This window comes from Microtetraspora niveoalba (assembly GCF_001570405.1).
Classification (GTDB): Bacteria; Actinomycetota; Actinomycetes; order Streptosporangiales; family Streptosporangiaceae; genus Microtetraspora; species Microtetraspora niveoalba.
Map to the genome: position 1 here is coordinate 1 of NZ_BBYM01000013.1, position 12232 is coordinate 12232.

The 12232-nt window shown below is 66.7% G+C and carries 9 protein-coding genes; 5 read left to right on the forward strand and 4 right to left on the reverse strand.

What is annotated here, in order from left to right:
- Positions 1–154 precede the first annotated feature (154 nt).
- The 3 genes from AWQ70_RS13280 to AWQ70_RS38830 form a co-directional block, all read right to left on the reverse strand.
- Positions 155–1531 carry an IS1380 family transposase gene (locus AWQ70_RS13280; RefSeq protein ID WP_084516523.1) on the reverse strand — a complete coding sequence of 459 codons (1377 nt, stop codon included), beginning with the start codon at positions 1529–1531 and terminating at the stop codon, positions 155–157.
- Between the two features lie 103 nt (positions 1532–1634).
- Complete coding sequence (locus AWQ70_RS13285) at positions 1635–3305, reverse strand: hypothetical protein (protein ID WP_157530047.1); 1671 nt, start codon at positions 3303–3305, stop codon at positions 1635–1637.
- A gap of 221 nt (positions 3306–3526) precedes the next feature.
- Entirely contained in the window at positions 3527–4456 is a 930-nt protein-coding gene (locus tag AWQ70_RS38830) for a hypothetical protein (protein WP_157530048.1), read from the reverse strand.
- Between the two features lie 979 nt (positions 4457–5435).
- Here AWQ70_RS38830 and AWQ70_RS13290 point away from each other — a divergent pair.
- The 3 genes from AWQ70_RS13290 to AWQ70_RS13305 all read left to right on the forward strand — a co-directional run bounded on the left by AWQ70_RS13290 (position 5436) and on the right by AWQ70_RS13305 (position 8295).
- The gene (locus AWQ70_RS13290) at positions 5436–5969 is read left to right on the forward strand and encodes an alpha/beta hydrolase fold domain-containing protein (RefSeq protein WP_218004516.1); all 534 of its coding nucleotides are present in this window, start codon (positions 5436–5438) and stop codon (positions 5967–5969) included.
- A gap of 594 nt (positions 5970–6563) precedes the next feature.
- The gene (locus AWQ70_RS13300; RefSeq protein WP_067175060.1) at positions 6564–7319 is read left to right on the forward strand and encodes an SDR family NAD(P)-dependent oxidoreductase; all 756 of its coding nucleotides are present in this window, start codon (positions 6564–6566) and stop codon (positions 7317–7319) included.
- Between the two features lie 52 nt (positions 7320–7371).
- Entirely contained in the window at positions 7372–8295 is a 924-nt protein-coding gene (locus tag AWQ70_RS13305; protein WP_067175061.1) for an ABC transporter substrate-binding protein, read from the forward strand.
- Positions 8296–8634: 339 nt separating this feature from the next.
- Here the strand turns inward: AWQ70_RS13305 and AWQ70_RS13310 are convergent, their stop codons facing one another.
- On the reverse strand, positions 8635–9621 hold the full coding sequence (locus tag AWQ70_RS13310; protein WP_245646936.1) for a PP2C family protein-serine/threonine phosphatase: 987 nt from the start codon (positions 9619–9621) through the stop codon (positions 8635–8637).
- Between the two features lie 413 nt (positions 9622–10034).
- Between AWQ70_RS13310 and AWQ70_RS13315 the strand changes: the two genes are divergently transcribed.
- Together AWQ70_RS13315 and AWQ70_RS13320 are read left to right on the forward strand one after the other, a co-directional pair.
- Positions 10035–11279, forward strand: coding sequence for a VWA domain-containing protein (locus AWQ70_RS13315; protein ID WP_067175065.1), 1245 nt, complete (start codon positions 10035–10037; stop codon positions 11277–11279).
- A 2-nt stretch (positions 11280–11281) separates the two neighbouring features.
- On the forward strand, positions 11282–12157 hold the full coding sequence (locus tag AWQ70_RS13320) for a peptidase (protein WP_067175067.1): 876 nt from the start codon (positions 11282–11284) through the stop codon (positions 12155–12157).
- Positions 12158–12232 lie beyond the last annotated feature (75 nt).

The following is a 12232-nucleotide window of genomic DNA, read 5'->3' on the forward strand; positions in this document are numbered from 1 at the left end:
TTTCACGTCTATCCGGTGGCTGGCTGAGCGGTTCGGCTGGAGTTTGAAATCGGGGCCGTGGTCAACCTGGCGGCCCGGCTATCGCGCCGGGTGAGCGGGGTTCCACGGGCCCTCAAGGTGTCCTTCCCTGATCGTCGGGGTGGCTTTGTGCTGGTCAGGTCGGGGCCGGGAGTGCCTGGAGCCGGGTAATGGCTGCGACCAGTTGGCTGGCCCAGGGCCAGGACGCGGCGATGCGCAGGCGCAGGCGCCGACCACCACGGACCAGCCGGGCGGCAACGGCGAACAGGCGCAGCCTCAGGCGTTTGGGCTCATACCGGCGAGCGGAAGTGCCGTGTAGGGCGAGCATCTGCGTCCAGGCGAGGAGTTCACAGGCCAGCGCGACAATCTCCACCCAGATCTGGTTTTGAGTGAAGTCACGCAAGGGCAGGTTGCGTAGGCCGGTGTCCTTGGCGGCGCGGATGCGGTCCTCGCAGCGGGCGCGGCGACGGTGGCGTAACTCCAGGTCAGCGAGCTGACCGTGCCGGGTGTTGGTGATGAAACACGTGAAGCGGTGCCCGTCGATGTCGGTGAAGCGCAACTGCGCGCCCGGATGGGGCCGCTCCTTGCGCACGACGACCCGCATCCCCTTCGGCCAGGAGGAAAGGTCGAGCAGGCCGGTCAGCTCGGCGACCCAGGCACCAGCCCGGACCTTGCCGTCTGCGTCGTAGGCGGGTGTCCACGCATCGGGCGGCAAGGTGAGGATCGCCTGCTGGATGTCGTCGGTGAGGGTGAACCCGATGGAGTAGGCGAGCCGCCGTCCTGGGCGAGTGAGCCAGGTGAGGAACTCGTGGGTGCCGCCGCCGGAGTCTGTGCGGATCAGCACCTGGCGGCGGCGCTGTTTGGGGAGCTGCGCGAGTGCCAGCCGGGTGGCGTCGATGTGATCGAGTGCGGTGTTGGAACCGGCGTTGCCTGGCCGTAGCACGATGGCGAGGGGCTCACCGGCCCCGTCGGCGCCGTGGTCGGCGAAGACGGTCATCGGGTGGAAGCCGAAGGTCTTCTTCCAGGTCGGCGTGGCCTGGTCCTTGTCGGAGTGGGCGATGACGATGGTGGCGTCGATGTCGATGGGGATCAGCTCGCCGTCTGTGCCGGGCGCGTGCTGTCCGGCGAGGGTCCAGGCTTGCCGGCGGGCGACGGCACGTGCGGCGCGGATGGCTTTCAGCGCCCGGGCGGGGTCGGCAGCGAGCCGGTCGATCAGGCGGGAGACGGTCGGGTCGGAGGCTACATGGCCGAACAGTTCCGGCTGAGAGCGCAGTATCGCGATGTCGGCCAGGCAGTCCCCGCCGAGAGCCAGGCTGATGGCCAGGTCGGTGATGACCTTGCCGGGATCGTGGACGGCCCGTGGTGGCCGCCATCGCTCCAACTGGGCTGATAGGGCCTTGTTCAGGCCGGTGACCCGCAGTGTCTCCAGCAGGAGAAGCCCACCGGCTTGGGAGACGAGTCCCGCTCCATCGGCGGAGACCACGATCTTGCGTTGGGAACCGATAGTCTGCACGTGAAAAGTGCCTTCTGAATTGGCGCGGACAGGACTCTCGACAAGCCCGATCCTCCCAGTTCAGAGGCGCTTTTCTCATGTAAACGATCAACCTCGGAGAAATTCACCGCGAAAGCCCGAGGCTAATGATGGCATCGGCCGTGGTGGTCGCGTCAGGATCGGACAAAGCTTGACGGAGGCAGTCGGTGATGGTGAGCCGAGTGGCCTGGTTTTCCAGCTCGCTCCCGTTCTCTCCACACAGCAGCTTCCCGCCGGTGGCGGTGGACGCCAGCGCTATGAACGCGACCAATCCTGCGCGACGGGAACGATCTTCGGTCAGCCACGCAGAGACCGCGCTTCGTACTTTCAGCGGATGTGCCTGTGCGAGGGCGACGAGGGCACCGGTGAGTGCCTCGCTGCCGTATGCCGAGTTCTGGGATGCGAGGCAGAGCCGCACCAGGGCGCGTTCGGGCATCGCTTGTCCGAATGAGCCGCCGCAGACCTCTGCAACAAGGTTGATCACTTGCTGTCCAGGTGAGCCATACAGCCAGGTGTAGAGGCGGCTGCGCACATAGGAGCCGAAGCGTTCGTCAAGTGTGGCGGCCGAGAGCGCGCGGACGGCCAGGGAACGACGCCGCGGCGCAAGTATGTCGCGCAGTTGCTTGAGTATTTCACCGTCGCGATGATGGACCGCCAGCTCGACGAGGGCATCGACGACACGGGTCGCATCGTCTTCTCGGAGTTCCGTGGCCTGTGTCACAGCCCACTCTGTGAGGAGCTTTCGCTGCGTGGGGAACTCGTCCCACAAGTGGTGAAGGGCCGCAGTGGGGAGCCCGTGGTTTTCCGGGGCGATCCGGACGCGCTCTCCATCCTCTTTCATCTTGGCATTGGCGAAACGTGTGGATGAGATCGTGCCGCTGAGGATCGCTTTGGGGGTCCGTGAATCCCCCAAATTGGTGAGAAGAGCGTCTGACATTCGCAGCACAGACTCACGTCGGCCTCCGTCGCACAAGGCACCCGCCCAGAAGACCGCCCTGTCGTAGAGATCATCCGGGAAGTCGTTCTCAAACCAGGACGTCCACCCGCTGTACTCGTCGCAGATGCGCCGGGGATCAGCGTCATCGGAGGTGGCGATCATCTTGGCGAGTCGACGGGCATCCTCCGCTCTTGGCGCCGATTGCCAGATGGGCTGGAAGACCTCCTCGTCCAGAATGGCGTGGCGGTGCATTGCGCCATGTGCCCATAGCTCGCGCTCCACCAGCGTCTTGGCATCAGGAGAACCGAGTGTCACCGTGACGCTGCGAGCTTCGTCGGCCCATGGACCGCTCCATGCGCTTTCCGTGGTGATCACTACTAGGTAGGAGTCGTGCTGCTTCCGGTTTGCCGACCAATTGAGGAGAGCCCTACCGAAGTCCGCCTTTGGCTGCTTTTCTGCGGGTTCGGACATGTCCAACAAGCAGCCGCCTGCCGGGATGTTCTGCAGGTGCTTCGTGTGCGGTTGCGTCCAGGCGGTTTCCAGGTCGTACAGCTTGGAGGCCTGGCAAAGGTCGAGCAGGAGCCGCAGGGCGGCCGTACGACGTCCACTCCCAGCAGGGGCGAGGAGTACGACGATTCCGTGGTCCCCGAGTTTCTGTCGAGCTTTCTCCCATCCCTCACTCGGTGGCACGAAGCGCCCTTCCCTGCATGCCGCGAGGTCTTCGTCAGGGACAGGAAGAGGCTCAACGTGGTCGCCGTAGTAAGTGTGGAACTGTTGCCTTACGGCGGCGAACGTGGTGTTTCTTTCTCCGTTGACCACAACGGAGACCTCCGGAGTGACTGCACCAGGCGGAGGTACCGCAACTCCCTCGCCTGCCGCCGTAGATGACATGGCTGAGGCCTCGCCGGAGTGATCAGACTCTGCCACCACGGGCCACACACGGTCTTCGCGAGCCGAGCTGGGGAGATCAGTAGAGGGAAGGTTGTTCATTGGGGGGTCACCTCTGATGTCGATCGGATGTTGTTCGTTGTTCGGGATGCTCAGAGACTGCGGAAGTCGATGTTTTGGAAACTCTGACTCTCTGCGACCCAGGTAGGGCCCGATCCGTTGTTAGTGATCGAAATGCTTGAGGTCTTTTCGGCATTCCCTGATGCCGAGCCTGCGACGGGCTCATCATTCAGGTCGAACTGAATACCAAACCTACTCCGAAGCGCGCGTTGCAAAGAGTTCGCGTCTATTTGGCCAGCTCGAGGACCGTACTCCTGGGCCAGTTGGCACAAGTGCGCGAATACATCGGTGGCACGCAAGCCTTCCGGAATTGCCGCCGCAAGCTGGTCTATTTCCGCTCGCGAATCACGCCCATCGGGGCCTAGGTCGACTTGCCAAACGTGCAGCGCACTGAGCACTTGATGCGCGAGAGCCGCTGCCTCATCTAGATCATGAGTGGAAGCTGCAGCGGCGACGGCGGTGACGATGTGGCCATGGCGACCCCTGATTTTGCTGCTGGTGACGTTCTCTTCCAGCAAGGCGCGCAATGCCAGATGGTCTGGCGTTGCGCGAGCCATCTCGGCCACCTCCCTCAGCTCCTTCACCTCTCCGGCCGGCTCGCCCGCCACCAGGCCCAGGCGTAGGGTGCCGTCCGCGATGCTGTTCTGGTGCCCCCGGATGGCACGAAGTGCTGCCGCCATGACCTTGACAAAATCTGGGTCCTTGCCGCGAATGTTGATCTTCTGCTTGACCTGCATTTGGATACGCGGCCCATTCGGGGCCGGGGAACTGTAGGCGACGATGTCATCCAGATCGTGGCCCGTAACTTGCTGCTGCAGCCCGACCCGGTCGAGCGGAAGTTGAATACCAATAGGGACGTGAGCTCCCCGCAGAAGCCGACTGAACATGATTGCCGCGAGCTGGTACTCGAAGATCGTCCCTGCTCCGCCGGTGGCTTTCGGGGAAGACGGCCGGTCGCTCACAGTAGATCACCTTCCTATTCTGATGACACCATTTGACTGCCAGGCCAAGCGTACGATCCGCCACCGACAGAATTGCATCAAGCCTGCGGCTCACAACACAGCAGGCGACTTCTCCCCTATCCAGCTCAACCGGAACTTGTAATTTGCTCAGCCGTTATTCCAGGCTAGAAAATACGTTCGAGACAGTTGAGAGGGCAGACGGATATTTACGACACTCGGCGCGCGACGTCGATGGCCAAGGAAGCATGATTGCTCGATGATTGCTCGCGCCATCGTTGGGATGGTTGCTCGGTGGTTGCTCGTGTGTACGCGACACGGGGAGAGACGGTCCGTCACAGCACGGCACATCAGCGGGGACAACTGCGGACGGACGGATAAAAATCGGCACGCCGAGGCACAGGTTGGCATTGATCAAGGCGACTCATAATCCGTGGGTCGTGGGTTCAAGTCCCACCCGCCCTACTCAGTTTGATCAGTGAATATGGCTTCTGACCTGCGCTTTCTCGATGCCGGGCGGATCTCGGCCCGAGAAGCAGGCCCCCGTTGGTTGCTCGTTGTTTGCTCGCGTGTACGGGTCCCCCCACCGCCAACCAGCGGACTTCAGCATGGTTCGGCCACCGGCCTGTGTACGACCCGCGCACGTGGTAGATCACTTGATCGCCGATAGGACAGACCACGGAGACGATCAAGAGAAGTCCACAACTGAACACCCCGTCGGAAATCAGGCGGAATGCGGTGCTCCAGCCGTCCTCCGTCGGGTCGGAGTAGGCGGGGGCGTCGGGATGCTCGGCGGCGACCTGGTGCGGTGATGGTCTCCGGCCGCGCCTCGGGGGTGGGGGCCATGATGTCGTCGAACCGTTCGGTTACCGTCTCGATAGTCAGGCCGGGCTCGTGGATGCCCTGGGTGGTGACGATGGCGAGCCGGTTGAGGGTGCCGGTCCGCGGCGTTGAAGACCTCGCCGCTCACCTGGCAGGAGGGGTGGGTGAGGTAGGCGGCCACCGGGGCCACGTGCTCGGGCAGCGGGAGGCTTTCCGCATGGTGCTCGACGGTGTCCGCACGGTCGCCGCGATCCGCCACGCCATGGAGGCGATGCCGCTGCCCGCGGATCTGCCCGTCATGGCCATCACCCAGGACCATCTGATCGACGCGCCGTGGGGGGAGATCCCGCTGCGCGTCCACCGCCCGACCCGCGACGAGCACGCGTCGGTGCTGGTCTACTTCCACGGGGGCGGCATGTGCCTGGGTTCCAACCACTCCTTCGAGCCGCTGGCCAGGCACCTGGCCCACCACAGCGGCGCCACGGTGGTGTCGGTCGGATACCACCTCGCGCCGGAGTCGCCCCCCGGGCCAGCGACAAGGCCGTTGTTGGCCCGGCACCGACCGCCATGGCATTGCCACCCAGGTCGGCGTCGAAAGCCCGCGCCCACCACAGCACCTGCCTCGGCCCGCTTCCGGCTGGCCAGGATCACGGCATTCGGTCACATAGCCCCACAAGCCTGGAAGGTGCCTTGATAGCGTGGAGATGGAGTCATAGCCGTTCTTCACGCCAGGTTTCGCGGGTGAGCATGAACGATCTCGCTCGTGAGCTCGGGATGAGCAAGAAGAGGATCCACCGTCATTTTCCGGCGAGGCGCAGCCTGCCAGTGCTGGATCGGCAGTCCGCGGCGGTGAGCACACGCTGGTGTTGGCGGCCGAGGACGTAGAAGGGCAGCCGTTCGGTGTCTGGGCACAACGTTCCTGATCACGGCAGGCAGCAAGCCCAGGCGGATCAGCGCGGCTCAGCCCGCGACGAAACAGGGCGATGCTGCGCCAGTACGTGGAGCAGCGTGTGGGCACAGTGGTCTACCGGCGACTCGACGAGCTGTTCCGGGACGGGCATCGGCGAGGGCTCTGGTGGCGCCCGGCTGAGCCGCTGATTGAGATCACCCGCGGCTCGTCGGAGCGGCTGCCCACCTCGCAGCTACCGCGCGAACTCGCCGGACCGCGGCCGATCCGCCACGGAGCGCCCGTCGACACCATTCTCTACGGGGCGACCCGCTCAACACACGATGAACAACTCCGGGCGGTCATTCGCCGACAGCCCGCGATGACGAACAGGAGGGGGCCGTGGCTGGGGCGACCGGCAGGGTGGCATTGGTGACAGGGGCCAGCCACGGAATCGGAGCGGCCACCGCACACCTTCTGGCCGCGAGAGGAATGCGGGTGGTGGTCAACTACCTCCACAGCGACACGGCAGCCGAGGAGGTCGTGAGCGGCATCGAGGCAACAGGCGGCCGGGCCATGGCCGTACGGGCCGACGTGCGCGAGGCAGCGGCGGTCGAGAGCATGATCGAGCAGGTCCAGGCGGCATGGGGCGGCATCAGTGTGCTCGTGCACAACGCGCTCATCCCATATGTGATCAAGCCGTTCCAGGACATGACGTGGGAAGAACTGGGCGGCAAGCTCGACGACGAGATGCGTGCGGCGGTCGCGGTCACCAAAGCCGTCCTGCCCGCCATGACCGAACAGGGCTGGGGACGCATCATCTATCTCGGCACGGGCCTCAGCCGCCGGCCCCGGGAGGGCATGATCGCACTGGGCACGGCCAAAGCCGCACTGGCGCAGTTCGCCCGGTACCTCGCCCAGGAACTGGGCCCGCGGGGCATCACCGTCAACGTTGTCGAGCCCGGCCCGGTGGAGGACACCCGCATGGCGGATGTGCTCGACGAGGAGCACAAGCAGCGGCAGGTGGCCGCTACTCCCCTGGGCCGCCTGGCACACCCGGGCGACGTCGCCCAAGCGGTCGCGTTCTACGCCAGCGAGGAAAGCGCCTTCATGACCGGTACCACGGCCGCGGTCAACGGCGGGATGTTCATGTACTGACGCCCCGGTCCTCCACGCCCGGGGCCCGTGACAGGATCAAGGAAAAACGTTCATGTATCTGATCGATCTCGCCTACGTCGGGCGGGGCCTGCACGAGGAACTGGTCACCTACATCGCCGACCAGCAGGGCTACTACGCCGACGAAGGCGTCCACGTCGCGCTGCGCGACGGCTGCTCCCGGAGTGAGCAGTGGCTGCGCCACGGAGCCACCATCGGGCTCGGCCGGGCACTGTTGTCCCGACTGGTCGACGGCATCCCCTGGGTCGCACTCAATGTCAACACCCACCGCCCGCTGTTCTGGTTCCTCGCCTGCCCCGGCTTGACCTCCCTGGCCGACCTGGCCGGCCGACGGCTGGCGGTACACGCCCCCCACACCGCACCTGGGTGCTTCGCCCGGATCGTGCTGCGCCAGGTCGGCCTCAATCCGGACCATGACGTCCACACCATCGTCCGTTCGCCCGGCGACTACGGCATGGACCTGCGCTGGCTGCGCGACGGCAGGATCGACGCCGCCCTGGTCGGCAGCACCATGGCGCCGGAAGCGATAGCCGCCGAGCACGGCTGGCAGGTGCTGGCCTGGGTGGGCGACCACTTCCAGATCCCCACCGTGGGCGTGGCCGTCGACCCCACCTACATTCACCCGGATGGCCCCGCGGTCCAGGCCGTCGTACGAGCCCACCGGCGCGCCCTGCAGGTGATCCACAACGAACCCGACACCACAGTGCGGCACATCCGGACGTTCCTCGGCCGACACACCGCAGACGAAGCCCGAGCCCACTACGAGACGTTCATCGCACCGTATTTCACCACCGACGGCCAAGCCGACCTCGCCGTCGGCGCCACCGCGATCACTGCGGTCGCCGCCGAACTCGGCGTCCCCGCCACCGTCACCGCAGCCGAGTTCTACCGCACCGCGACCACCCACCCCAGGAGCCCGGCGACGCCGGTGCTGCCGGAGCACACACGGTACCTCTAGAGCAGCTGGGTTGGCCGCCTGCTCCACGCTCTCGCGCAGCGATCAGCCGAGTGATCTCCGGTGCCACGGGCAACATTGAGAAGGGCATGCAGTCACGAGCGCCGGTCACGTCCCGTTGAGTGGTGTAACTCCAGCCGATCATGTGAGGCCGGCGAGTTGTGTCGAGACGTTGTGACTATGACGCGGCCAGAGCGGTCGGCGCCAGCGATTCGGTCAGATCTCCGTGCAGACCGCCGGTCGTGGTGGCGAGTTGGGCCATCGACCCCTCCGAGAGGTAGCGGCGATCGCTGACCTTCAGTGCCCCTCGGGCGCCGCGTCGAACCCGCAGGCAGGAGGAACTCACTCACCAAGCCTGCGGACCATCAAGAGCATGGCCGCGTCGTCAAGCAGGGGGCCTCCGGTGTGCTGGACCAGGTTCGCGCGCAGCGCGTCCAGCGCACTTTGGGGATCATCGGCCAGGAGGAGCGGAGCGCGCTCAAGGAGAGGATAGAAGGTCCCGGCGCGGTCTCGGGCCTCGACGACCCCGTCGGTGAAGAACAGGATCCGATCTCCTTCACCGAACGCGACCCGATACGGCTTGGGCCGGTCGGAGTCAAGGGACGACAACCCGAGCGGGAGCCCATCCTCTGGAGGCTCCGCGACACTGACCCGGCCATCCGCGCCGATCAGTAACGGTGCAGGGTGGCCACAGTTGAGCAATGAGATCTCGTTGTCGTGAACTTCGGCCACGATCGCCGTGACGAACTTCTCCCCACCCAGATGCCTGGCCAAGCTCGCCTCCAGCCGATCCCCCACCTCCGCGAGTTCGGGCTCGTCGTACGCCGCTTCGCGAAAAGCGCCGAGCACCCAGGCGGCCGTCTCCACGGACTCCAGGCCCTTGCCCTGCACATCCCCGATGAGCATGCGTACACCGTGAGGTGTGGTCACCACCTCGTACAGATCACCCCCGATCTGGGCTTCGGCGGCGGCCGACGTGTACGAAAGGGCGATACGAAGATCGGCGGCCCTGCGCGGCACCGGCCGCAACAGCACGCGCTGGGCGGCTTCGGCAACCAGTTTGACGTTGGCCAGCTCACGCTCTCGCTTCAGCCGTAGTCGACTGGCGAGCGCACTGGCCGCGGTCACGCTGAAGATGATCGCGATGGTCACGTTGTTTTGCCATCGAAAGAGCAAGCCGTTGTAGTACGCCAGGGGGAGGCAGATCACAAGCGCGACCGCACCCACGGCGGCGGTACGCCGAACGCTGCCGGAGACCGACGCGAAGGTGGGGCCCAGTGTGAGAAGCGGCAGGAACCCGAGAGAAGGACCGGCCAACAGATCGACCAACGCCACTGTCCCACTACGCCAGTACAAGAGTTATGCCCCATGTCAGGAGCAGCCGAGCGTGCCAGTCGCCGTCATCATCGCGTACAACGATGAAGAGACCCGGCCTTGGCCTGCGGCCCCTTGCCTCAGACAGGCCGCGGAAGCACGGCGGAAGTGACATGACGGCGTTGGACTCCGCCACGCGTCGGGCAGGGAGGAGGCGCGTCAAGGAGCGGCTCGCGGCATGAAGCGCACGAACGGAATCTGAAGCCCGACCTCGTGATAATCCTCCGCACTTCCGTCTACGGCGAAGCCCATGATCGCGCAGAGCCTGCGGGCAGCGGCCGGGTGTCGCGGCGCGTATCCGAGGCTGCCGTCAAGGCCGGGCGAGGACGGTGATCCGTGCAATCTTGATGATCACTAGGATACGCCGAATGATCATCAGACGACGCCCGGCCGCTGCCTTGCTCGGCATGCTGGCCGCCCTCTCCATATTCGGTTCGCCCCCCGCTCACGCCGACGAGACCACCCCGAAGGAACCGCCCAAGGTCGAGCTGGTCCTCGACATCAGCGGCTCGATGCGGGCGCGCGACATCGAGGGCCGCAGCCGGATCTCGGTGCTCCAGCAGGCCTTCAACGAGGTGCTGGACGCGCTGCCCGCCGAGGCCCAGGTCGGCATCCGCGTCCTCGGCGCCACCTACCCCGGCAAGGTCAAGGCCGTGGGCTGCAGGGACACCCAGCAGCTGGTGCCGATCGGCCCGATCGACAAGCTGGAGGCCAAGACCGCCGTCGCCACCCTGCGCCCCACCGGCTTCACCCCGGTGGGCCTGGCGCTGCGCGCCGCCGCTCGGGACCTCGGAACCGGCGAGACCACCCGCAGAATCGTCCTGATCACCGATGGCGAGGACACCTGCGCCCCGCCGGACCCGTGCGAGGTCGCCCGGGAGCTCGCCGCGCAGGGCACCCACCTGGTAGTGGACACCCTCGGCCTGACCCTCAACGACAAGGTGCGCAGGCAGCTCACCTGCATCGCCTCCGCCACCGGCGGCACCTATACCGCCGTCACCAGCAAGACCCAGCTGAGGAACCGGATCACCCAGCTGGTGGACCGCGCCGCGACCACCTACACCCAGACCGCGGCTCAGGTGGACGGCACCGACAACTGCACCCGCGCCCCGCTCCTCGGCCCCGGCGCCTACACCGACCGGGAGAAGTTCCAGGAGCACCGCTGGTACCGGGTCCAGGTACGCGACGGGCAGGAGCTGCGGGCCTCCGTCAGCGTCTCCCTGGACCGCGCGCTCAACCGCGACTACGGCGTGCTGCTGCGGGCCGTCTCCCAGGACGGCCGGGAGCTGGTCCGCGGCACCGACGCGGGCAGCGGCCGCACCGATGTGCTCTCCACCGGCCTGCGCTGGTCCGCCGAGCAGGACGCTCCCGAGCAGACCGTCTGCCTGGTGGTCAGCAACTCCTTCTCCTCGCCCACCGCCACCACCGCCGCAACGCCCGGTATGCCGCTGGAGCTGACCGTCGGCCTGGTCGACTCCTCCCCCGCCCCCGACGGCCCGGACCTGGGCCGCGGCTGGGGGCTGCTCGGCCTGCTGGCCCTCGCCGGTCTGGTGGGTGGCCTGGTCTTCGGCTGGCTGGCGCGCTGGCGGGTCGCGATCTGGATGGAGAACTGACGATGCGTACAACTTTCGTCCACCGCTGTGCTGGGGCGCTGTCCGTCGCCGCGGCCGCACTGCTGCTCTCTGCCGGTCCGGCCGCCGCCGACACCGCCTCGCCGGCGCCGTCCCCGTCGGAGAGCCTGGCACCGGTGACCAGTGCCGGATCCTCCTTCCTCACCGCGACCGCCGTCCAGCCCGGACAGCCGGTGCAGTTGGCCGGCTCCATCGGCGACTACCTCTACTGGTCGTTCACCTCCGTAGCCGGGCGGACCGACAAGGTCGCGATCACCGTCACCCTGCCGCCCAGAGCCTCCCGGCACGGCGCGTCGAGCTGGGCGGTGGACGTCTTCGACGGGCTCCGCCGCCGCCAGGCCTGTACGGCGGGCGCCCAGACGCCGACCGCCAAGGCCGACGCCGCGTCGGTCACCCTGGGCTGCACTCTGCGGCAGGTCCGCGCCTGGGCCGAGCCGTGGTCCGGTGACCCGCTGCCCGGCACCTACTACGTCCGGCTGGCCGTCACCGAACTGCCCGAGCAGGATCTGGGCCTGCCGATGCAGGTGGCGATGCGGATCACCGCCCATGACAGCGACGACACCCAGCCGGAGGGCGGCGAGCTCAAGACCCCGCTGACCCAGCCGGTCGCCGCCGGAACGGTGCAGACCTCGGCGCCGCCGGTCGCGGCCGAGGAGAAGAAGGGCATCGGCTGGAGCTGGGACTGGCTCCCCGACCTGTCGACCCGCTGGGCCTGGACCGCCGCCGGCGGTGCCATCGCGGCCGTCACCGGCGTCGGCGGCTACAGCCTCACCCGGCATCCGCGTCGGCGTCGGCGCAGCCCGGAGCCCGACAGCTTCAACCGTCTCTCGGGAGCCACCTCGCGCTTCACCGACGACTGATCAAGGTTGACGGCGCCGACCCGGCACCACCCGGGCGCGGCGGCACCGACCCACCATCGTGAAGAAGTTTTTCGC

Coding starts and splice junctions, on each gene's coding strand:
- AWQ70_RS13320 (WP_067175067.1), top strand. CDS start 11,282: ATGCGTACAACTTTCGTCCACCGCTGTGCTGGGGCGCTGTCCGTCGCC.
- AWQ70_RS13315 (WP_067175065.1), top strand. CDS start 10,035: ATGATCATCAGACGACGCCCGGCCGCTGCCTTGCTCGGCATGCTGGCC.
- AWQ70_RS13305 (WP_067175061.1), top strand. CDS start 7,372: ATGTATCTGATCGATCTCGCCTACGTCGGGCGGGGCCTGCACGAGGAA.